Below are 22,502 nucleotides of genomic sequence, written 5' to 3' on the forward strand. Positions count from 1 at the left end.
ATCGGTATCTGAGAGGGAGGATATCATGCGTGGTGATTTGGTCATACCAAAATTGATACAGGTCAATTTAAATTGATTTACCCGTTTTTACTTAATGATATGGCACATATTTTGACGATTTTAAATCAGGGAGTTAGCGCAGAATGTGAGAAAAAATGACAAACCATGCGAGTCGCCCATAAAAAAACCACTGCGCGTGGCAGTGGTTCGGGAAGGCAGGACGTTGAGTCAGACGATATTTTTGAAGGCTTTAATACGCTGCAAATGCGTCGAGATATCCTTGAATTTATGAGTCTGCTTGTCATCCCATTCGATCGGGTAGTAATGGTGCAGTTTCCCGGCAGTATTTTTGCTGTCGAGCACACCATCTTCGCGAGATAAAATCACCAGACAGCGGTCACGGTTTTTCTCGCGGAAATCACTGATGCATTTGGTGGCGATATCTTCGTACTCTTCAGGACGGTCGATTTTTCCGGCCATGTTGTCCTGGGGCGACAAATTCGGATTGAACATCACCTGACGAATGCCGCACAGGAAACCGATGCGCTCGGCCCAGAAACCACCGAGGCCAACGCCGCAAATCAGCGGGTGCGGATCATGGGTTTCTTGCAGCACTTTATCGACTTCTTTCAACAAATGCTGCATGTCGTGACGCGGATGCAGTGTGCTGTAACTAATAAAGCGCACGTCCGGATCAATGAACTGTAACTGCAATACCTTCTCGTGGTTACCGGGACTGGTTGAATCGAAACCATGCAAATAGATAATCATCGTTTACCTCATCCTGTATGTGCGTTGACACCCTCATGCGGTTCGCAAACCGTTACCGGGCAGCCTGTTTACTTTCCTGCCAGCGGGCATCGAGCGCCGTTAAATCACGGTTTGCCTGCTGCCAGCGGGTTGAATTGAGCAGGTCCTGACGGGCCTCTTTCCCCGTGTAGCGCCCGCGATGATACAGCTGGGCAACACGCTCTGCGTTGACCGGAGACAGGTTATCCAGCACGCTCACCGCCCCTTCACGATGGTTACACACCAGAATCATGTCGCACCCCGCATCCAAAGAAGCCTGACCGCGCTCAGCATAGCTGCCCATGATTGCCGCCCCTTCCATCGACAAATCGTCGGAGAAAATGACGCCGTTAAAGCCCAACTCTTTGCGCAGGATCTGTTGCAGCCAGTAAGGGGAGCCGCTGGCAGGACGCGGATCTGCTTGCGTGTAAATGACGTGCGCCGGCATCACAGCATCGAGCAATTTACGCTCATTGAGCTGGCGGAAGATAGCCATGTCGTGCTCGCGAATAACGTCCAGCGCACGATCGTCGCGCGGCGTCTCTTTATGGGAGTCAGCGCTGACCGCGCCGTGACCCGGAAAATGTTTGCCGGTGGTTTTCATCCCCGCCGCATGCATGCCGTGAATGTACTGTTCAGCCATCTCCAGCGCTTTTCGCGGTTCGGCATGGAATGAACGCTCGCCTATGGCCGCACTGATGTGCCCAATATCCAGCACCGGTGCGAAGCTGATGTCGATATCCATCGCAATCATTTCAGATGCCATCAGCCAGCCGCTTTCAAGCGCCAGTCGTCCCGCTTCATGCGGTTCATTAATTGCGGCAAAAGATTGCGCGGCAGGCAGACGGGTAAACCCTTCGCGAAAACGCTGCACGCGGCCACCTTCCTGATCAACCGCCAACACCAGCCGGTCATGTGAAGCGCTACGGATCTGACGGATCAGTTCATGCAGCTGGTCCACGTCATGATAGTTACGGGTGAATAAAATCAGCCCACCGACCAGCGGGTGCTGCAAAATCTCACGTTCTTCGGCATCCAGCTCATAGCCAGCCACATCCAGCATTACAGGTCCCAACAAGATGAGCACTCCTTTTCAATCAGTTCAGCATTCAGTTCAGATTTCGCTATGGTCGCAGCGGTTGCGCCCATTCACAATATTTTAGCTCGCCGGTTTGCTGCCAGCGTACTTCAAACCACATAAGCATCAGGTAATCGACCCAGGCTAACCAGCGGTTCACCTGTTGCTCTAAAAGAAGAGAATCACGATAGCCGCCCGCGTCCACATAGCGCTGCACGAGCGCATGTTGTTGCGCTGCATTCCAGCCATTACCGCGAACCATCGCCGCGAGTTCCAGCGCTATATCGCCATCCGCTGCATATTCCCAGTCAATGAGCCGCAGACCATGCGGCGTTTCCAGTACGTTGCCTGCGTGAATATCCATATGCACCAGCGACAGACGCAGCGGCGCGGGCGGCGTCAGGCGCATCATCTTCTTATGTAACCGCAGCCAGCGAGGCGTCAGACGACGGCGGTCAATATGTTGCCAGTAACGGGAAAACTGCTGATGCAAATCAAGCCGGTAACCTGAAAGTGGCAGTTGATGCAATTTCACCAAAGACTGAACCAGCACACCCTGACCCGCGCCGGCAAAGATCTCATCCGTCAGTGGCGCGCCGTCGAGCCAGTCTACTAAGAGCCAAGGTGAAGAATAAAGTCTGACACAGGGGCCAAGATTATGCCGCGCGATATGCCGCAAAATCGAATGCTCACGCCGCCGGTCTGCCCCCGAAACCTGCCGGTCAGATGAATGAAAACGTGCCAGCATTTCGCCGCAAGACGTGCTGATTCTCCAGCTCTCGCCGGTCAGCCCGGCAACTGGCGACAAATGAAAACCGGCGGTTTTCACCGCCGGATAATGTTGCCCAATCAGTTGCTCAAGCTGAGTCTTAATTCTGGACGGCACCGCGGCCTGACCAGACAATTTCGCCGCTTGGTGCGGTAATAAGACGCATCGACATCGTCGGAGCTTTCACATCGCCGCTCACCGTGCTGTAAAGGACGTATTGCGCTTTGACGATGTTTGCCAGACCAATGGCTTTGCTGACGGACGCCAGGCTGTCATCAGGTGATAATCCCAAAGACTGTTTGGCAGAAGCCAGCTGTTCGGCAGGAACGACCTGGAAAGTGGTGTTGTTGGCCAGCGCGTTGCGTAACGCATCCGTCGCTTTGGCGGTTTGCAGAGAACCGTTAGTGCTGTTTTTCACGCCATCCACCAGCAGAACGCTGCCGGACTGCACGCCTTCGGCTTTGAGCATTTTTGTCAGCAACGGCGAAACGGTCGCAGTCCAGTCAATATTGGCAAATTTTGGCGGCTGAGGAACAGGCTGAACCGGTGGTTGCTCCGGCACTGGCGGATTCACCGGCGGCAGCGGCTCTTGAGGCTGCTGGGGTTGTTCCGGCTGTTGCGGCTGCTGCTGGTTTGGTAACGTACAACCGCCGAGGATCAGTGCGGCCATTGCCACAATGAGGAAATACTTTTTCATCAACCTGCTCCGTTATGGAAATTAGAGATAAAGGTAAAGGCGCACACTATACGCATCAAGATTGCCATTCAGCGAGCTGATTTCCACGCTGCTGTTGGCAGGCACGATGGCCGTACGTGCATCGGCGACGGGGAGTAAATCCAGCCCCTGTTTGTCATACCAGAAGAAACGATAATGCAGCGTCACCGCATGCGGCTGGTTGTTATTGAGCGTGCTGGTGGCTTGCTTTTGTCCACCGGATTCGCCCACGGCAGGCGAGCTGGGAATAATCCCCGCGGTAAGAACAGGCGATTCCATCACAATCCTTTGCTGATTGTTAAGCGCAATACCCGGACGACTGCTGCATCCCATCAACAAAAGCACTGGCAATAATGCCATCAAAAATCGCATATTTTATCCTTACTGGCGCGACAGCAATGGGCCGAGTGCGCGACCACCGACGAGGTGCATATGAATATGATAGACCTCCTGGCCGCCGTCACGGTTGCAGTTGACGATCAGTCGATAGCCGCTTTCGGCAATCCCTTCCTGTTCCGCGATTTTCGCTGCTACCGTCATCATGCGGCCAAGTGCCGCTTCGTGCGTTTCATCCACATCGTTCATGGTTGGGATCAGAACGTTGGGGATAATCAGGATATGGCTGGGTGCCTGAGGAGAAATATCGCGAAACGCTGTAACGAGCTCGTCCTGATAAACCACATCTGCCGGAATTTCACGGCGTATGATTTTGCTGAAAATTGTCTCTTCGGCCATCTTAACTGTCCTTTTCAAAGTAAAACGATGTACGCAGTATGGGTTAGAATTTCCATTCCTTTCAACCTGATTACGCTTTTAGCGGCTTAATTGCCGCAGAAAGCGCCAGCAAATGCGTTATGCCAAATCCCAGACATGAAAAAAGGAGGCCGAAGCCTCCTTTCTCAGAACTCATACTGCTCAGCATTAATGGCTGCGCATGTACTCATCCATATCGGTTTTCAGGTTATCGGACTTGGTACCGAAAATTGCCTGAACACCAGAACCTGCTACCACCACGCCAGCTGCACCCAGTTTTTTCAGGCCAGCCTGATCAACTTTAGAGATATCAGCCACGCTGACGCGCAGACGGGTGATACAGGCATCCAGGTTGGTGATGTTGTCTTTACCGCCGAAAGCCTGAACCAGAGATGCAGACATTTCTGAACCGCCCTGAGTTGTCGTTTCGCTGGCAGAGTCTTCACGACCCGGTGTTTTCAGATCCAGTTTGGCGATCAGGAAACGGAAGATGCTGTAGTAAACCACTGCATAAACCGCACCAACCAGAGGGAACAGCCAGATACGGCTGCTGTTACCACTCAGCACGATGAAGTCGATCAGACCGTGTGAGAAGCTGGTGCCATCACGCATACCCAACAGAATACAAATTGGGAACGCCAGACCAGCCAGAATCGCGTGGATAACGTACAGGATCGGCGCAACGAACATGAAGGAGAATTCGATTGGCTCGGTGATACCGGTCAGGAACGCGGTCAGAGCAGCAGAGATCATGATGCCGCCGACTTTCGCACGGTTCTCAGGTTTCGCTGAATGCCAGATTGCTACAGCAGCAGCTGGCAGACCGTACATTTTGAACAGGAAGCCACCGGACAGTTTACCCGCAGTCGGGTCACCGGCCATGTAACGTGGGATGTCGCCGTGGAAGACCTGACCTGCGGAGTTCACGTACTCACCGATTTGCATCTGGAATGGAACGTTCCAGATATGATGCAGACCAAACGGTACCAGCGCACGTTCAACCACACCGTAGATACCGAATGCCACAACCGGGTTCTGGTAAGCAGCCCATTGGGAGAAGGTTTGGATTGCGCTGCCGATTGGCGGCCAGATGAAGGACAGAACCACACCCAGGATGATCGCGGCCATACCGGAGATAATTGGCACAAAGCGTTTACCCGCAAAGAAGCCCAGATATTCTGGCAACTTGATGCGGTAGAAACGGTTGAACATGTACGCCGCAATCGCACCGGAGATGATACCGCCGAGTACGCCGGTATCCGCCAGATGGCTGGCTGCGATTTCTTCAGCCGGCAAATGCAGAACCAGAGGTGCGACAACTGCCATGGTTTTCACCATGATGCCGTAGGCGACAACTGCCGCCAGTGCAGAAACACCGTCGTTGTTGGTAAAGCCTAATGCAACGCCGATAGCGAAGATCAGAGGCATGTTAGCGAAGACTGAGCCACCGGCTTCGGCCATAACATGGGAAACGATCAGTGGCAGCCAGCTAAAGTTTGCGGAACCGACGCCAAGCAGGATACCTGCGATTGGCAATACGGAAACGGGCAACATTAGCGATTTACCGACCTTCTGAAGGTTTGCAAACGCGTTCTTAAACATAATTGAGTGTGCTCCTGAGTAATGATGCTTTTTGATACTTCATGCGGTTCGTCTGATAACTGACCGCTTTGTAAAAAGCTCTTTGAGCCTTTTACAGTCGGGTGTCTGAGCACCCCTTTTAATTTTTACGCAGGGTAAAATAATTCCCTTTGTTAATGTTTGATGGCAGTCACGTTTTTCTGAAAAATGCTGAAAAACTGGATTAAAAACCGTCACTTTGCAGCGTAAAATCCGAATGAGGCCTCCTGACAACCGAAAAACGGTGCCACGATACCTCATTCAGATGATTAATTACGAGGTGAAAAATAAATGCAGCGAATATGACTAAGCTAAAGCCTAGATCAAGGAGGAAGTGTCGACGTGAAATAATCGTGAAAAGTTTGCAGTGGTAGCCTCTGCGAGCTGCTCAACGCTAACGCCTTTGAGTACCGCCATGTAATCGGCCACGTCGCGCACGTATGCAGGCTGATTCTCTTTTCCACGGTGAGGCACCGGCGCCAGATACGGCGAATCAGTTTCCACCAGCAGCCGATCGAGCGGTACGTAACGCGCCACTTCGCGTAAAGCTTCAGCATTCCGGAATGTCACAATACCGGAGAAAGAAATGTAGAAACCGAGATCCAGCAGAAACTCCGCGGTCGGCAGATCTTCAGTAAAGCAGTGCAGAACACCACCACACTCCCCTGCCTGCTCATCTTTAAGAATATCCAGCGTATCCTGACGTGCATCCCGGGTATGCACGATCACCGGTTTATTCAGCGCGCGGCCAATGCGGATGTGCTCGCGGAACGAATCCTGTTGCAGTTTCAGCTGGTGCGCTTCTTTCTGATAGAAATAATCCAGACCGGTTTCACCCATAGCCACGACTTTCGGGCTGCCAGCCAGACGGCGCAACTCGGAAAAATCATAGCCATCGTCAATATTCAGCGGATGGACGCCGCAGGAAAAGGCAACGTCAGGGCGATCACCGATCAGTTGCGTCATCGCCTCATAGCCTGGCAACGTGGTCGCCACCGCCAGCATAAATTTCACGTCGCGCGCGCGCGCCTTTTCCAGCACGTTATCCACGCCTGAATGCAGTTCGTTGTAATCCAGGCTGTCGAGGTGACAGTGGGAATCGACTAAAAACATAGTAGTTAACTCATTACGATTAAAGTGGGGTTCAGCGCATCATGCCTGAGCTGAAGTGGGAAGGAGACACGGCGCCCTGCAGCATTTGTTCCCATTCCAGCAGCTGTTCGGTGAGCAGAAGTTCGCGGTTCACACCCACGATAGAGAGCAACTGCTGACGACACTGCATCCAGGCCGAAACGGACTGTTGCAACGATGCATTGGACTGCGCACTGGCCAACAATGCGATAAGCGGCTGCTGGTCATGATTGAGAATAAACTTCGCCGCATCTTGCTGCCATTTGATTGCATCAAGCAGCAGCGAGGCCAGCCAGTAGATACGGTCAACTGCGTCGTCATGGTTCAACTGTGGCAACAGCGATAACATATCCTGTTGCTGACACTGAGTGTAAAGCTGCTGGCAAAGTGCCACGCGCTGTTTCCAGCGTTCCGGCTGCAACAAACCCAGCGCAGACAGCGGTGCACCGTTGGTCAGGCGTAATGCGGTTTTAACGGCAATCGGGTCGGCACTCATCTGACGGTTAATCCACTGCACCGATAATGCTTCTTCAGGTACCGGCAGATGCCAGTAGAAACAGCGGCTACGGATGGTCGCCAGCAAGGATGAAGGTTCACGGCAACCGAGCAGGAAATAGGTCCCGGCGGGCGGTTCTTCCAGCGTTTTAAGCAAGGCGTTGGCGGCAGCTTCCGTCAGCAATTCTGTCTGCGGGATCCACACCACTTTCGCACCGCCTTGCTGCGAATAGTTGTACAACGTTTCGATAAGCTGACGCACAGGGTCGATGCCCAGTGAGTTTTTGCCTTTTTCCGGCTGCAACACGTGCCAGTCCGGGTGGTTTCCGGCAATCATCAGTTGGCAGCTATGGCATTTGCCGCAGCTCTTTTCGCCGTCTTTGTGCTGACACAGTAACCAGCGGCTCAGGCCGTAAACCAGTGCTTCATCACCCATGCCCGCAGCAACGTGCATCAGCACGGCGTGGTGTCCGCGACCGGTCTGATATTGACCGATCAGCTGACGATAGGGCGTGCTGAGCCAGGGATACCAGCTCATAACGCATGGCCTTGCGCAGCAACCTGCTGCTCATCGAACCAGTTTTTCAATGTCTGTTCGATCGACGCAGTCACCTGCTCGATGGTTTGCGATGCATCGATGGTTTTGATGCGGCTGTCTTCGGCGGCCAGTTCCAGATAGCGGGCACGCGTACGTTCAAAGAATGGCAGAGCTTCCTGCTCGATGCGATCCAGCTCACCGCGCGCACGGGCGCGTTGCAGGCCAACAGCAGGTGGCAGGTCGAGATACAGCGTCAGATCCGGGCGGAAATCGCTGAGCACGGTGTCGCGCAGCGAACTCATGAGTTTGGCGTCAATGCCGCGACCGCCGCCCTGATAGGCCTGCGAAGAGAGATCGTGACGATCGCCGACCACCCAGGCACCGCGCGCCAGCGCAGGCAGGATCACGGTTTCAACCAGCTGGACGCGCGCAGCATACAGCATCAGCACTTCCGCTTTGACCGTCGGTTTTTCACCCTCCACGCCGCGCTTAAATAAATCCCGCAGCTTTTCTGCCAGCGGCGTGCCGCCAGGTTCACGGGTGAAAATGATTTCTTCGACGCCATGCTGACGCAATGCATTCACAACCACTTCATGAGCGGTCGTTTTGCCCGCCCCTTCAAGGCCTTCAATTACAATGAAGTTACTTTTCATTCTTATTCTTCAGAGCCTCTAAATACACGCGAACCGCTTTGTTGTGATTCTCAAGGTTAGTGCTGAAAGTATGCCCGCCTTTGCCATCAGCGACAAAATAAAGATAAGCCGTTTTTGCGGGATGCGCCGCAGCCTCAAGCGAAGCTTCGCTCGGCATCGCTATTGGCGATGGTGGCAGACCGGAGATCACGTAGGTATTGTACGGCGTTGGCGTCTCAAGATCTTTCTTGCGTATATTGCCAGTGTAGCTTTCACCCATGCCATAAATGACCGTCGGATCGGTTTGCAGACGCATACCAATTCTCAATCGGTTGATGAACACAGAAGCCACTTCTGCACGTTCGCCTTTCACCGCTGTTTCTTTTTCAATAATCGACGCCATGGTCACCATATCGGCCGGAGTTTTGTAAGGCAGAGAATCGGCTCGTCCTTTCCAGATATCGGCAACGGTTTTTTCCATTCGTACATGAGCGCGTTTAAGCAGCGATAAATCAGTCATGCCGGCGGTGTAATGATAGGTATCCGGATACAGCCAGCCTTCGGCATTTTTGTTGTCGGTCATGCCCAGCGCTGCGGCAATCTCTTCGCCACTCTTCCCCTTAAGTTCGTGTTTAATGAATTCCGAGCCATCCAGCACTTTCATCCAATCACTCAACCTGAAGCCTTCTACGAAGCGGATGCTGAACTGTGCCTCTTTGCCGCTTTTCAGAAGCTCCAGCATCTGGCGGACGGTCATGCCCTTTTCGAAACGATAGGTGCCCGCTTTGAATTCACTTAATTCGGGTTCGAGACGCAAGAGCCACGGAAACCACGGGTTGGGTTTCATTAGCTTTTTATCGATCAGCAAAGTTTCCAGCACCACACGCCCGGTGCCCGCTGGCAGGGTAAAGATGGTTTCACTGCTGACGTTAATCGGCCGGTCAGCGAACTGTTTCACTTTATGGTAGGCAAACGCCGCCGCCCCAAGCAGGATCAGGACTATCAGGGCGAAGATTTTGGTCTTTTTGTTTGTCATTGTTTGTTCACTTATTAACAACTGTGGCGCAGGAAATCGTACAAATGTCGCGAGGAATAATGGCGTTCATCCACTTGCGTCACCGGCAATAATGGCATTAATGCATTACAAATCAGGACTTCATCAGCATCGTTCAGCGTCCCGGGTGTTTCACTGACGATCTCTACCGTCCATTCAGTGCTGGCACCCAGTTCGCGAATTATGTGCTGACGCATAATACCGTCAACGCCGGACTGCGATAAATTCGGGGTATAAACGCGGGTTCCCTTGCGCCAGAATAAATTGGCCGCACAGCATTCCACCAGGCAACCCGAGGTGTCAACCACCAGCGCCTCATTAGCGTCCGTCTGGTCAAGATGCATGCGGATCATGACCTGTTCAAGCCGGTTAAGATGCTTAATACCCGCCAGCAGCGGATTTTTACTTAACGTGACCGGGCTTGAGACGAGCGTCACGCCCTGCTCACGCCACTGATGATAATGCGCAGGATAATCAGAGATGGACACAATACGCGTGGGATGAGTGCATCCCGCTGCGCTGTAACCACGTCCGCCCTGCCCGCGCGTGAGAATCGCTTTGACCACACCTTCCTCACGCCCGGCAGCGGCGAGAGTCATTTCAGCTTCCAGCGCCTGCCAGTCTGCATTATCAATCATGAGGACGCTGGCGGCGTGTTGCAGCCTGGCGATGTGCTGCGGCAGAAACTGGATTTTGCCGCGTATCACCCGCCCGGTGGTAAAACATCCGTCGCCGAACTGTACAGCGCGGTCGCCTGCCAGCAACATCTTCATTGCCACACCGTTAATCCACATAATTATATCCTCCCCACACACAATTTCTGACAGCAGAGCCTGCGTGAGCAGACAAAACGCAACAAGTGGAGCATTCCTACTTTATCGCACCAAAACACTCAACGGTACTGAACACGCATTCTGTTGAGCTGCCGTTTGAGACTTCGGCAATTGTATGCAGACAGCAAAAAGGCCCGATCAACGGGCCTTTCATTTTAGCGTCACTGACTGACTCAAACTTTACGGAACACCAGAGAACCATTGGTGCCACCGAATCCGAACGAGTTACACAATGTGTACTCCATCCCTTTGACCTGACGCGCTTCGTGAGCCACGAAATCGAGATCGCAACCTTCATCTGGATTGTCCAGATTGATGGTAGGTGGAACAGCCTGATCACGCAAAGAGAGAACAGTGAAGATAGATTCCACTGCGCCCGCTGCACCTAACAAGTGACCAGTCATCGACTTAGTGGAACTCACCAGAACTTTGTGCGCATCCGCACCAAAGACGGACTTCACGGCCTGCGCTTCGGCTTTATCACCCGCGGCGGTAGAGGTACCGTGTGCGTTGATATAACCAATGGCGGAGGCAGAAATGCCAGCATCGCGTAACGCATTTTCCATCGCCAGAGCGGCACCTGCACCATCTTCCGGAGGAGAGGTCATATGGTACGCATCGCTGCTCATACCAAAACCGACGATCTCGGCATAAATCTTCGCGCCGCGTTTGCGGGCATGTTCATACTCTTCCAGCACCATGATACCGGCACCGTCACCAAGAACGAATCCATCTCTGTCTTTATCCCACGGACGGCTCGCCGCCTGAGGATTATCATTGCGCGTTGATAACGCACGGGCCGCGCCAAAACCACCAACGCCCAGTGGGGTGCTGGCTTTTTCTGCGCCGCCTGCCAGCATCACATCCGCGTCATTATACGCAATGATACGTGCCGCATGGCCAATGTTGTGTACGCCAGAAGTACAGGCTGTTGCAATAGAAATACTCGGTCCGCGCAACCCAAACATAATGCTCAAATGACCAGCGATCATGTTGACGATAGTTGATGGAACGAAGAAAGGACTGATTTTGCGTGGTCCGCCGTTAACCAATGAGGTGTGGTTTTCTTCTATCAGACCAAGCCCGCCGATGCCGGAACCGATCGCCGCACCAATGCGTGTCGCGTTCTCAGCGGTCACTTCAAGCCCTGAGTCTTGCATCGCTTGAATACCGGCAGTAATACCATACTGAATAAAGGCATCCATCTTGCGGGCATCTTTACGCGGGATGAAGTCTTCACAGTTAAAATCTTTTACTAAGCCAGCAAACCGTGTTGCATAGGCGCTAGTATCAAAATGGTCGATCAGGCTAATGCCACTCTGACCGGCAAGGAGAGCGTTCCAAGTGGACTCTACAGTATTGCCGACAGGAGACAGCATGCCCAGTCCAGTCACTACAACTCGACGCTTAGACACGGGTGTCCTCCAGGGAGGGAAAAAAGTAGTAATACCGTGGGATATAAAAAACTTAGGCGGTCAAATGACCGCCTAACTATCTAAACTTAAAGCATGTACGCTTACTGTTGGCTAGCGTTGATAAAATCAATTGCTGCCTGAACAGTAGTGATTTTTTCAGCTTCTTCGTCAGGGATCTCGGTATCAAACTCTTCTTCCAGAGCCATAACCAGCTCAACGGTGTCGAGAGAATCAGCGCCAAGGTCGTCTACGAAAGAGGCAGCATTCACTACTTCTTCCTGTTTAACACCCAGCTGTTCAACGATGATTTTCTTAACGCGTTCTTCGATAGTGCTCATACTCTTAAATTTCCTATCAAAACTCGCTTTCGCGATGGTTTTCGTAGTGTATAAAATGTTGAAAAAGATGCAACTAAATCCAGGCTATTCAAACCACGAATTTGCTCTATTTTGCGGTTTTTACCGCAAAAAACGCAAATAGTTTCGTAATTTTTAAATCATGTACATGCCGCCATTGACATGTAATGTTTCGCCCGTGATATAGCTGGCCTCGTCAGAGGCTAAAAAAGCAACGGCGCTGGCAATTTCTTTGGCATCGCCCAACCGGTTGGCTGGAACTGATGACAAAATGCCTGCGCGTTGATCATCTGTCAACGCCCTTGTCATATCCGTCTCAATAAAGCCGGGAGCCACGACGTTGACAGTAATGCCACGTGAAGCAACTTCACGCGCCAAAGACTTACTAAAACCAATCAATCCAGCTTTAGCCGCCGCGTAGTTCGCCTGCCCTGCGTTACCCATGGTGCCAACAACGGAACCAATTGTAATAATCCGTCCACACCGTTTCTTCATCATAGCCCGCATGACAGCTTTTGACAGCCGAAACACAGAAGTCAGGTTCGTATCCAGGATATCCTGCCACTCATCATCCTTCATACGCATGAGAAGGTTATCACGGGTGATGCCGGCATTATTAACTAAAATGTCAATTTCGCCAAATTCAGCTCGAATCGTCGCCAATACTTGCTCAATAGATGCAGAATCAACCACATTGAGCATGATCCCTTTGCCATTTTCGCCTAAATATTCACCGATCGCTTCCGCACCTTTCTCACTGGTCGCGGTTCCGATCACTTTCGCGCCGCCAGCAACCAGTTTTTCTGCGATAGCGCGGCCAATACCACGGCTGGCACCGGTAACCAGTGCAATTTTGCCTTCGAAGCTCATATTATCCTCTTTTATTGCTCAAGCGCCGCTGCCAAACTTGCCGTGTCATTCACTGCGGCAGCTGTCAGGGTGTCAACAATACGTTTAGTCAGACCGGTCAAGACTTTACCCGGCCCTACTTCTAATAACTGCTCTACACCCTGCGCGGCCATGAATTCGACAGACTCAGTCCAGCGTACCGGGCTGTATAACTGACGAACCAACGCGCTGCGGATGGCTTCCGGCGAGGATTCTACTTTAACATCAACGTTGTTTACCACAGAGAACTGCGGTGCATTGAAAGTAATGTTTTCAAGCGCAACGGCCATTTTGTCTGCAGCTGGCTTCATTAAAGCACAGTGGGATGGCACGCTGACCGGCAGCGGTAACGCACGTTTTGCACCCGCGGCCTTACAGGCAACTCCGGCGCGCTCAACGGCTTCTTTGTTGCCTGCAATCACAACCTGGCCGGGTGAATTGAAATTCACCGGAGAAACAACCTGACCCTGCGCGGATTCTTCACACGCTTTCGCGATCGCGTCGTTATCCAGACCGATGATGGCATACATAGCACCTGTGCCTGCTGGGACGGCTTCCTGCATCAGTTTCCCGCGCAGCTCAACCAGCGAAATTGCCTGTTTGAAATCCAGCACCCCGGCACAAACCAGCGCAGAATATTCACCCAGGCTGTGACCTGCCATCAGAACAGGCTGAGTGCCATTCTGCTGCTGCCATACACGCCAGATAGCCACAGAGGCGGCCAGTAACGCAGGCTGTGTCTGCCAGGTTTTATTCAGTTCTTCAGCAGGCCCTTCTTGCACCAGCTGCCATAAATCGTACCCCAGTACCGAAGAAGCCTCGGCAAATGTTTCTTCAACAACCGGATGCGCAGTGGCTAAATCAGCCAGCATACCGAGAGTCTGAGAACCTTGACCAGGGAAAACAACTGCAATTTTTGTCATTTTTATGATCCTGTTAAATCAAAAACGTACCAGCGCCGAGCCCCAGGTAAAGCCACCGCCAAATGCTTCGAGCAACACTAATTGCCCGCGCTGAATTCTACCATCGCGTACCGCTTCATCAAATGCCGCAGGCACGGAGGCCGCAGACGTATTACCATGACGATCCAGTGTGACCACGACTTTTTCCATCCCCATACCCAGCTTTTTCGCTGTGGCACTGATGATGCGCAGGTTCGCCTGATGTGGAACCAGCCAGTCGAGTTCGGAACGATCGAGATTATTTGCCGTCAGCGTTTCATCGACAATATGCGCCAGTTCAGTCACTGCGACTTTGAAGACTTCATTACCGGCCATAGTAACGTAAGCAGGTTTTTCCGGCTCGGTCTGGCTCGGGTACGGTAACGTCAGCAGATTGCCATAATGACCGTCTGCGTGCATATGCGTGGAAATGATGCCCTGCTCTTCCGATGCGCCGAGCAAAACTGCACCCGCACCATCGCCAAAGAGGATCACCGTACCGCGATCCTGAGGATCGAGTTTACGGGAAAGCACGTCAGAACCGATTACCAGCGCATGTTTTGCTGCACCATTCTTGATATATTGATCGGCCACACTCAGCGCATAGGTAAACCCTGCGCAGGCCGCGGCCAGATCGAACGCTGCACAATCCTTAATACCGAGCATATTCTGCAACTGGCAGGCTGAACTCGGGAAAGCATGTGAAGATGAGGTTGTTGCAACAATGATTAAACCTACGTCGCTTGCGCTGACGCCGGCCATTTCAAGTGCTTTTTCTGCTGCGTGCAGGCCCATTGTGGCCACAGTCTCATCCGGAGCAGCGATACGACGTTCACGAATACCTGTGCGGGTGACAATCCACTCGTCGGAGGTATCCACCATTTTTTCTAAGTCGGCATTAGACCGAACTTGCACGGGCAAATAGCTCCCCGTACCGAGAATCTTTGTATACATGTACGATCAGTCACTCTTGGGTAATACAGCTTCAAGGCGCGCGGCGATCCGCTGAGGGACCTGCCGCTGCACCGCCTGCACGGCCTGTTCGATAGCAACAGCAAACGCACGCTGATTTGCTCCACCGTGGCTTTTAATAACGATGCCGCGTAATCCTAACAGACATGCGCCATTATACTGGTCGGGGTTAAGATGGCTAAAACGCTTTAGCAATTTCTTCTGTAAAATCCGACCCAACCACTTCAACCACCAGGCCTTCTTGCCACCCTCTCCGGAGGATTTTAACAGTGACAAAAACATCCTTATTACACCTTCCATGGTTTTAAGCGTAACATTTCCGACGAAACCGTCGCACACCATCACATCGGTCTTGCCAGTCAGAAGGTCGTTGCCTTCAAGATAGCCGATATAGTTGATAGACGTAGTTTTTTTTAAAATAGCTGCGGCTTCGCGGATGTTATCAAGCCCTTTGCTTTCTTCTTCGCCGATATTCAGTAAGGCGACGCGAGGGTTAGTAATCCCCACCACCTGCTCTGCCATGACTGCACCCATCACGGCAAACTGAACCAGCATCGTGCTGTCACACTCAACATTCGCCCCCAGATCAAGCACCACCGTTTTGCTGCGCTGCTGATTGGGTAATACGCTCATCAGCGCCGGACGCTCAATGCCCTCTAAGGGTTTAACAACCAGCTTAGCTAATCCCATCAACGCGCCGGTATTTCCCGCGCTAACGCACGCCTGTGCATCACCACTTTTAATCAGTTCCAGCGCCACACGCATTGAGCTTCCCTTACTGGCACGTATAGCTTGCGATGCTCGCATGTCGTTGGCTATAACGGATTCAGCAGGAATTATCCGAATTCGTTCTAATAAAGAAGGATCGGCTTTGGCTAATAAAGGTGTGATGGCGTCGGGGATTCCGACCAAAAGAAGGTCTAATTTAGAATTAGAGATAAGTGCCTGCAATGAAGCAGGCACTGTGACGGATGGACCGAAGTCTCCGCCCATTACATCTAACGCGAGGGTTAGACGAGTCAAGGTATCGCCTTGCTAGCACTTATCACGTGAATAAGTAGCTGGCAAATATCAGCCGATAACCTTGCGACCGCGGTAGAAACCGTCGGCAGTGATGTGGTGACGCAGGTGAGTTTCACCAGAAGTCTTGTCCACAGACAGAGTGGAAGTGGTCAGAGCATCGTGTGAACGACGCATGCCACGTTTAGAACGGGTTGGTTTATTCTGTTGTACGGCCATGGACCTTACTCCTTAAGTACTTTTCTTTAAACTCGCTAATACGGCAAATGGATTTGGTTTCTCCACCTCTGCAGGCAGTTTACCGAATACCATGTCCGCGTCGGACACTTCACAGTGTTCAGATTCATGTACCGGAACGACAGGCAGTGAAAGAATGATTTCGTCTTCAATCATCGCCAGCAGATCAACTTCGCCAAACTCATCGACTTCGATCGGCTCGTACGCTTCCGGTAATGCTTCAGCCTGTTCATCATTGCGGACAGGACTAAAACAATATGTTGCGTGAACCTGGTGCTCAAACGTCTTACCGCATCTCTGGCATTCCAGAGTCACAGTAACATCAGACTGACCATTAATAACGGCCAGACGCAGATTGTCGATATCAAACGACAAAGAAGTTTGGACATCAGAATCAACGCTCACCACTGATGCCGCTAATCGTGTCACCTGACCAGGCGAATAGATACCGGAGTAATCTAAACGCTTTTGGGCTGTACGAATCGCATCAACGGCTAAGGGTAATTTTACTTTTTGCATAGGGCGCGCATATTAACTTTGTAACGACATAGAGTCAAAGAAAAAGGCCTCAAAACCGCACCTTTCACCAATATTCGCTTCCACAGCGGCCAACAGTTTAAAATGTACGATTGAATAACGCTACGCTTTGTGAAAAAAATTATGACAACACTTCCTGCAAAACTGCTTTTGGCCTCTACGTCAGTCTACAGACAGGCGCTGCTGGTTAAGACCGGCCTCACGTTTGACTGCGCTGCTCCCGATATTGATGAAACGCCGCTGGACGCTGAAAAACCAGAGGTTCTGGTGCAGCGACTGGCACAATCTAAAGCCCGCGCGCTGAGCACCTCATACCCCGAACATCTGATTATCGGGTCTGATCAGGTTTGTGTCATCGACGGCCATATCACAGGTAAACCCTATACATTCGAAAATGCTTTTCGTCAGCTGCGCGCTGCCAGTGGTCAAACCGTGACCTTTTATACTGGCCTCAGCTTGCTCAATGCGCGGACTTCACAAGCGCAGACATTGTGCGAAACCTTCGATGTCACTTTCAGAGCATTAACCGCTGAGGAAATTTCCGGCTATCTGCACCGAGAAAAACCCTACGACTGTGCGGGCAGTTTCAAATGCGAAGGGTTAGGGATTACGTTATTTGAGAGCCTGACCGGACGCGACCCAAACACGTTGATTGGTTTACCTCTGATTGCTCTTTTAGGCCTGCTGCGCGGGCAAGGTGTTAATCCGCTTCTTTAATCGGATACAAAAAAGAAGGGCGCAATCTGTGCCCCCCTCTTTTTATAAATACCGCGCTAAACATTCACTTATCGAGACGAGCTTTTTCCACGCAATACCTTGAGGCAGTTACGCAGTTTGGCGTCCATCGGAGCCTCAATGCGCATTGTCTCGCCGGTATTCGGATGTTCAAAACGCAGTGCCGCCGCATGCAGGAACAGACGATTAAGGCCGGTTCCGGACAATTTGGCATCGAATTCACGCTCACCGTAGCGATCATCAAATGCGATTGGATGACCCGCGTGTAGCGCATGAACGCGGATCTGATGCGTTCTTCCGGTCACCGGACTTGCTTTCACCAGCGTGGCAAACTCGTAGCGCTCTTCAATTTTGAATCGCGTTTCAGAAGGTTTACCTTCAGCATTCACACGGACTATCCGCTCACCGCTTTGCAAAATATTTTTCAGCAAAGGTGCCTGCACGACTTTGCAATGGGAAGGCCATTCACCTTGTACCAGTGCCAGATAGTCTTTCTGCATACTCTTAATGCGCAGCTGTTCGTGTAATGAACGCAGCGCAGAGCGCTTCTTAGCCACCAGCAGTACGCCGGAAGTATCCCGATCCAGACGGTGAACCAGCTCAAGGAAACGAGCTTCAGGACGCAATGCGCGTAATCCTTCGATAACGCCAAAGCTCAGCCCACTGCCACCGTGTACAGCAGTGCCGGAAGGCTTGTTGAGGATTAGCAAATGATCGTCTTCATAAAGGATGCAATCCGCCAGAGCAGCAACTTTATCGAGCTTGGCCGAAACAGGCGCTTCATCTTTTTCCGCGATTCTTACCGGCGGAACACGAACGACATCACCGTCTAATAACTTGTATTCTGGCTTAATACGTTTTTTATTAACCCTGACTTCACCCTTACGGACGATGCGATAAATCATGCTTTTCGGCACGCCTTTCAGGATTTTAAGCAAGAAGTTGTCAATACGCTGACCGGCTTCATCTTCAGAAATGGGGATTAATTGTACAGCTGGATTCTCAGTTTTCATGGCTCGGGATTCTAAATATCAGGCACGATTCGCGCCACAGATTTTTATGTGCTTAACTCATAGCTTACCAGCAACTACCGTGGAAAATCTGCAAGAAAACCAGATAAAAAGCACGAGCAATGTGCATTACCTCGCAGATGAATAAGATTCTTGGTCATAACGGGAAAAGTCACCTTGCTATCACAGTGCCTGCAATGGAATAATGAAGTCACTTTCCGCGTTGTTTCTCTTAAGTTAGGGAAAACGCAGGAATTATAGATTTGCCTGATCGCACAAAAACGCAGCAATGGCGTAAGACGTAATGTGAAATCAAGCAATTAGCGGGCTGCGGGTTGCAGCTTGACCGGCAAACGGAATGAGATCTGTAAACTAAAATTCAGAAGCTATTCCCCTAATAAAAGTGCTGCTTTCACAACGCTGGTGTCCTTAATACAGCAAAAGCAGACTTACCGAAATAATGCGCCCCTATGCAAGCGACAGCCGTGAGGTTGACGATTTGCGAGAAGACTCGGGGCCAACGGTTTATCCGGTCATGACGTCATTTTGCCCGCAGCTCTGTCAATAATGGAAAAATAACGAGTAAGTTAAGATGAAAAGAATGTTGATTAACGCAACTCAGCAAGAAGAGTTGCGCGTTGCCCTTGTAGATGGACAGCGTCTGTATGATTTGGATATTGAAAGTCCGGGCCATGAGCAGAAAAAAGCGAATATTTACAAAGGTAAAATCACCCGCATTGAACCTAGTCTGGAAGCGGCATTCGTTGATTACGGCGCAGAACGACACGGTTTCCTTCCTCTAAAAGAAATTTCCCGCGAATATTTCCCTAGCAATTATTCCTCTCATGGCCGCCCGAACATCAAAGATGTTTTACGCGAAGGTCAGGAAGTAATCGTTCAGGTTGATAAAGAAGAGCGCGGAAACAAAGGCGCGGCGCTGACTACGTTTATCAGCCTGGCCGGTAGTTATCTGGTTCTGATGCCAAACAATCCACGTGCTGGGGGTATTTCCCGCCGGATTGAAGGTGATGACCGTACTGAATTAAAAGAAGCGTTGTCTTCTCTGCAACTGCCTGATGGCATGGGCCTTATTGTGCGTACTGCCGGTGTTGGCAAATCCGCAGAAGCCCTGCAGTGGGACCTTACCTTCCGTCTTAAGCATTGGGATGCCATCAAGAAAGCCGCTGAAGGCCGCCCTGCACCTTTCCTGATCCATCAGGAAAGTAATGTTATCGTTCGTGCGTTTCGTGATTACCTGCGCCCGGACATCGGTGAAATCCTCATCGATAACCCAAAAGTTCTTGAACTGGCGAAAGAGCACATTGCCGCTCTGGGCCGTCCGGACTTCAGCAGCAAGATTAAACCCTATGTTGGTGAAATCCCGCTGTTTAGCCACTATCAGATTGAATCTCAGATTGAATCTGCGTTCCAGCGTGAAGTGCGTCTGCCTTCGGGTGGCTCGATTGTCATCGATAGCACAGAAGCTCTGACCGCTATCGACATCAACTCTGCGCGTGCAACCCGCGGCGGCGATATCGAAGAAACCGCATTTAACACCAACCTCGAAGCCGCAGACGAAATTGCCCGCCAGTTACGTCTGCGTGACCTGGGTGGCCTGATCGTTATCGATTTTATCGACATGACACCAGTGCGTCATCAGCGCGAAGTAGAAAACCGTCTGCGTGATGCCGTTCGTCAGGACCGTGCACGTATTCAAATCGGCAGAATCTCCCGCTTTGGTTTGCTGGAAATGTCCCGTCAACGTCTCAGCCCGTCATTGGGTGAGTCAACGCACCATATTTGCCCACGCTGTGCCGGTACCGGTACTGTGCGCGATAACGAATCGTTGTCCCTGTCGATTCTGCGTCTGATTGAAGAAGAGGCGCTGAAAGAAAATACCAAAGAAGTGCACGCAATCGTACCAGTGCCAATTGCTTCTTACCTGCTGAACGAAAAACGTGAATCGGTGAATGCCATCGAAAAACGTCAGGGTGGCGTGCGCGCAGTGATCGTGCCAAACGATCAGATGCAAACTCCGCACTATCACGTTCTGCGTGTACGTAAAGGTGAAGAAATTTCTGCACTGAGCTACCTGCTTCCGCAGATTCACGAAGCTGAAATGCTGCAACCTTCTGAAGAAGTGCAGTCTGAACGCCGCCGTCCTGAGCAACCGGCTCTCGCCGCGTTTGCCCTGCAAAGCGAAGCACCACCATCAAGCTTTGAGCAAACCTCTGCGCCTGAAGAACCAGCTCAGATACGCACCACAACGGTCAACGCACCTGCTGCGCCTGTTGCTGAGAAATCAGGGTTTATCAGCCGTCTGTTGAGTGGTCTGAAAGGCTTGTTCGCACCGGAACCTCAGCAGGAAGTGAAACCTGTTGAAGAACCTAAAGCTGAACCTGAAACCTCTGAAGCCGCAGAAACCCGTCGCAACAACGATCGTCGCAATCAGCGTCGTCAGGGTGGACGTCGTGAGCGCACTGATCGTGGTAATCGTGGCGAAGGCCGGGATAACAATCGTGATAACCGTGGTGAAAACCGTGACACTCGCGAAAACAACCGCGAACCGCGTGAAGACCAACGTCGCAGCCGTCGTAATCAGGAACCTGTTGTCGCTGAAACCCGCACCGAAGAAGTTGAAACTGTCGCACGTGATGAGCAGCAGCAGCAACCTCGCCGTGAGCGCTCCCGCCGCCGTTCAGATGATAAACGCAGAACGCAGCCGGAAGAGAAGGTTCAGGATGTAGTGGTTCAGGAAATTGCCGAACCGGTTATCTCCGCACCTGTTGTACCAGAAGATGCCGATCAGGAAGATCGTCAGCCTGCTCAACGCCGTCAGCGTCGCCAGTTAACGCATAAAGTTCGCTTCGAATCAGAAGAAGTGGATCACGAAGCTGAAGCTGCTGCACAATTGCTGATTACTGGTAGCCGCCCAGCTGAACGCCCTGTTGAACCTGCATTCACTTCGCATGAAGAGGCAGGCGCTGAAACCAATTACTCGGCAGATAACGATGACAACCAGAATGACAACGCCCGTGAAAACGGTATGCCACGTCGTTCACGTCGTTCACCGCGTCATCTGCGTGTCAGCGGCCAACGTCGTCGTCGCTACCGCGATGAACGTTATCCTACCCACTCTCCAATGCCAATGGCGGGTGCTTTCGTTTCTCCAGAAATGGCATCAGGTAAAGTCTGGATCACCTACCCGGTTGCTCAGGCTTATGAACAGCATGTGAATGAAACCGAAGCGCCAGAAGTGCTTGCTCAGCAAGTTGAAATCGCGCAGGAAAATACTCCTGTGCTGAATGAAACGACTGAAGCTGCACCTCAGCACGTTATGGAAACTCCGGTTACTGAACCAGCAAAAGTCAAGTCAGAAGCTGTTATCGCACAAGTTGCGCCGCAGGAAACACCTGTAGAAGCGGCGCCTGAAGTCGCTGCACAGCCCGTTGCCGATGAGCCTGTTCTGGTTGAGCCAGAAACAGCTGAACCGGTAGAGGAAACCCCAATGGTTGCTATTGCACCGAAAGCGCAAGAGCCGATTGTTGTGGAACCTGTCGCGGTTATCGCTGAACCAGAAATTCAGGTTCAGGCACCGGTAGCGGCTCCAGAGGCTGAAGTGAAGGCTGAACCTGTTACAGAAGTAAAACCGGTTGTGGCAGTTGCCTCAGTTGCGGAAACTACAATCAGTACTGAAGTGGCTGCACCGCGCTTCAAACTTCATGCTACAGCACCGATGACCAAAGCACCTGCGCCAGCTTACGTGCAAGAACCAGCTCGTCACAGTGACTGGGTTCGCCCTGAGTTTGACTTTGATGGTAAAGGTTCTGCAGGTGGTCATGCCGCAGCCAGCACGGCTACCGCACCGGCAACAAAACCTCAAATGCCATCAGAGTAATACTCTGACAGACTGGTAACAGGTATAAAAAAACCCGCTTCGGCGGGTTTTTTTAATGCCTCAAATTACCGGTGTAAGACAATTTA

At 51.6% G+C, this 22,502-nt stretch carries 23 protein-coding genes; 2 read left to right on the forward strand and 21 right to left on the reverse strand.

Translation table 11 applies throughout. The features are described from left to right. Nucleotides 1–228: 228 nt before the first annotated feature. The 20 genes from GE278_13495 to yceD all read right to left on the reverse strand — a co-directional run bounded on the left by GE278_13495 (nucleotide 229) and on the right by yceD (nucleotide 16,755). On the reverse strand, nucleotides 229–771 hold the full coding sequence (locus GE278_13495) for a hypothetical protein (GenBank protein QLK61729.1): 543 nt from the start codon (nucleotides 769–771) through the stop codon (nucleotides 229–231). Between the two features lie 52 nt (nucleotides 772–823). Then, entirely contained in the window at nucleotides 824–1,852 is a 1,029-nt protein-coding gene (gene nagZ / locus GE278_13500) for a beta-N-acetylhexosaminidase (GenBank protein QLK63290.1), read from the reverse strand. A gap of 61 nt (nucleotides 1,853–1,913) precedes the next feature. Continuing rightward, nucleotides 1,914–2,753 (reverse strand): phosphotransferase, encoded by an 840-nt coding sequence (locus GE278_13505; GenBank protein ID QLK61730.1) that lies wholly within the window; start codon nucleotides 2,751–2,753, stop codon nucleotides 1,914–1,916. After that, a complete protein-coding gene (lpoB, locus tag GE278_13510) occupies nucleotides 2,737–3,333 on the reverse strand; it encodes a penicillin-binding protein activator LpoB (GenBank protein QLK61731.1) in 597 nt (198 codons plus the stop codon). Before lpoB ends, GE278_13505 begins: the two co-directional genes overlap by 17 nt. Nucleotides 3,334–3,354: 21 nt before the next feature. Beyond that, entirely contained in the window at nucleotides 3,355–3,723 is a 369-nt protein-coding gene (locus GE278_13515; protein ID QLK61732.1) for a DUF1425 domain-containing protein, read from the reverse strand. A 9-nt stretch (nucleotides 3,724–3,732) separates the two neighbouring features. Next, nucleotides 3,733–4,086 carry a purine nucleoside phosphoramidase gene (gene hinT / locus GE278_13520; protein ID QLK61733.1) on the reverse strand — a complete coding sequence of 118 codons (354 nt, stop codon included), beginning with the start codon at nucleotides 4,084–4,086 and terminating at the stop codon, nucleotides 3,733–3,735. Between the two features lie 186 nt (nucleotides 4,087–4,272). Beyond that, nucleotides 4,273–5,706 (reverse strand): PTS glucose transporter subunit IIBC, encoded by a 1,434-nt coding sequence (gene ptsG / locus GE278_13525; GenBank protein ID QLK61734.1) that lies wholly within the window; start codon nucleotides 5,704–5,706, stop codon nucleotides 4,273–4,275. Between the two features lie 336 nt (nucleotides 5,707–6,042). After that, entirely contained in the window at nucleotides 6,043–6,837 is a 795-nt protein-coding gene (locus GE278_13530) for a metal-dependent hydrolase (GenBank protein QLK61735.1), read from the reverse strand. 31 nt (nucleotides 6,838–6,868) lie between these two features. After that, nucleotides 6,869–7,888, reverse strand: coding sequence for a DNA polymerase III subunit delta' (gene holB / locus GE278_13535; GenBank protein QLK61736.1), 1,020 nt, complete (start codon nucleotides 7,886–7,888; stop codon nucleotides 6,869–6,871). Further along, the gene (locus GE278_13540) at nucleotides 7,885–8,541 is read right to left on the reverse strand and encodes a dTMP kinase (protein QLK61737.1); all 657 of its coding nucleotides are present in this window, start codon (nucleotides 8,539–8,541) and stop codon (nucleotides 7,885–7,887) included. Before GE278_13540 ends, holB begins: the two co-directional genes overlap by 4 nt. After that, on the reverse strand, nucleotides 8,531–9,556 hold the full coding sequence (mltG, locus tag GE278_13545) for an endolytic transglycosylase MltG (GenBank protein QLK61738.1): 1,026 nt from the start codon (nucleotides 9,554–9,556) through the stop codon (nucleotides 8,531–8,533). Before mltG ends, GE278_13540 begins: the two co-directional genes overlap by 11 nt. Before the next feature lie 14 nt (nucleotides 9,557–9,570). Beyond that, nucleotides 9,571–10,368: an aminodeoxychorismate lyase gene (gene pabC, locus GE278_13550; protein QLK61739.1), complete on the reverse strand. Its 798-nt coding sequence runs from the start codon at nucleotides 10,366–10,368 to the stop codon at nucleotides 9,571–9,573. Between the two features lie 212 nt (nucleotides 10,369–10,580). After that, nucleotides 10,581–11,822, reverse strand: coding sequence for a beta-ketoacyl-ACP synthase II (gene fabF / locus GE278_13555; GenBank protein QLK61740.1), 1,242 nt, complete (start codon nucleotides 11,820–11,822; stop codon nucleotides 10,581–10,583). A gap of 101 nt (nucleotides 11,823–11,923) precedes the next feature. Continuing rightward, nucleotides 11,924–12,160: an acyl carrier protein gene (gene acpP / locus GE278_13560; GenBank protein QLK61741.1), complete on the reverse strand. Its 237-nt coding sequence runs from the start codon at nucleotides 12,158–12,160 to the stop codon at nucleotides 11,924–11,926. Nucleotides 12,161–12,313: 153 nt separating this feature from the next. Next, the gene (fabG, locus tag GE278_13565; protein QLK61742.1) at nucleotides 12,314–13,048 is read right to left on the reverse strand and encodes a 3-oxoacyl-ACP reductase FabG; all 735 of its coding nucleotides are present in this window, start codon (nucleotides 13,046–13,048) and stop codon (nucleotides 12,314–12,316) included. Nucleotides 13,049–13,059: 11 nt separating this feature from the next. Next, entirely contained in the window at nucleotides 13,060–13,989 is a 930-nt protein-coding gene (gene fabD / locus GE278_13570) for an ACP S-malonyltransferase (protein QLK61743.1), read from the reverse strand. An 18-nt stretch (nucleotides 13,990–14,007) separates the two neighbouring features. Continuing rightward, nucleotides 14,008–14,961, reverse strand: a complete 954-nt coding sequence (gene fabH, locus GE278_13575) for a beta-ketoacyl-ACP synthase III (GenBank protein QLK61744.1) — start codon at nucleotides 14,959–14,961, stop codon at nucleotides 14,008–14,010. Nucleotides 14,962–14,967: 6 nt separating this feature from the next. Further along, nucleotides 14,968–16,002: a phosphate acyltransferase PlsX gene (gene plsX / locus GE278_13580; GenBank protein ID QLK61745.1), complete on the reverse strand. Its 1,035-nt coding sequence runs from the start codon at nucleotides 16,000–16,002 to the stop codon at nucleotides 14,968–14,970. A 48-nt stretch (nucleotides 16,003–16,050) separates the two neighbouring features. Continuing rightward, nucleotides 16,051–16,218, reverse strand: coding sequence for a 50S ribosomal protein L32 (gene rpmF, locus GE278_13585; GenBank protein ID QLK61746.1), 168 nt, complete (start codon nucleotides 16,216–16,218; stop codon nucleotides 16,051–16,053). A gap of 12 nt (nucleotides 16,219–16,230) precedes the next feature. Continuing rightward, nucleotides 16,231–16,755: a 23S rRNA accumulation protein YceD gene (gene yceD / locus GE278_13590; GenBank protein ID QLK61747.1), complete on the reverse strand. Its 525-nt coding sequence runs from the start codon at nucleotides 16,753–16,755 to the stop codon at nucleotides 16,231–16,233. A gap of 141 nt (nucleotides 16,756–16,896) precedes the next feature. On the opposite strand from yceD, the gene GE278_13595 reads away from it, so the two are divergent. Continuing rightward, on the forward strand, nucleotides 16,897–17,490 hold the full coding sequence (locus GE278_13595; GenBank protein ID QLK63291.1) for a septum formation inhibitor Maf: 594 nt from the start codon (nucleotides 16,897–16,899) through the stop codon (nucleotides 17,488–17,490). Between the two features lie 68 nt (nucleotides 17,491–17,558). Here GE278_13595 and rluC read toward each other — a convergent pair whose 3' ends face one another. Further along, nucleotides 17,559–18,521 carry a 23S rRNA pseudouridine(955/2504/2580) synthase RluC gene (gene rluC / locus GE278_13600; protein ID QLK61748.1) on the reverse strand — a complete coding sequence of 321 codons (963 nt, stop codon included), beginning with the start codon at nucleotides 18,519–18,521 and terminating at the stop codon, nucleotides 17,559–17,561. 589 nt (nucleotides 18,522–19,110) lie between these two features. On the opposite strand from rluC, the gene GE278_13605 reads away from it, so the two are divergent. Then, entirely contained in the window at nucleotides 19,111–22,416 is a 3,306-nt protein-coding gene (locus GE278_13605; protein ID QLK61749.1) for a ribonuclease E, read from the forward strand. The last annotated feature ends 86 nt before the right edge of the window (nucleotides 22,417–22,502 follow it).

Source organism: Enterobacteriaceae bacterium Kacie_13, from assembly GCA_013457415.1.
Classification (GTDB): domain Bacteria; phylum Pseudomonadota; class Gammaproteobacteria; order Enterobacterales; family Enterobacteriaceae; genus Rahnella.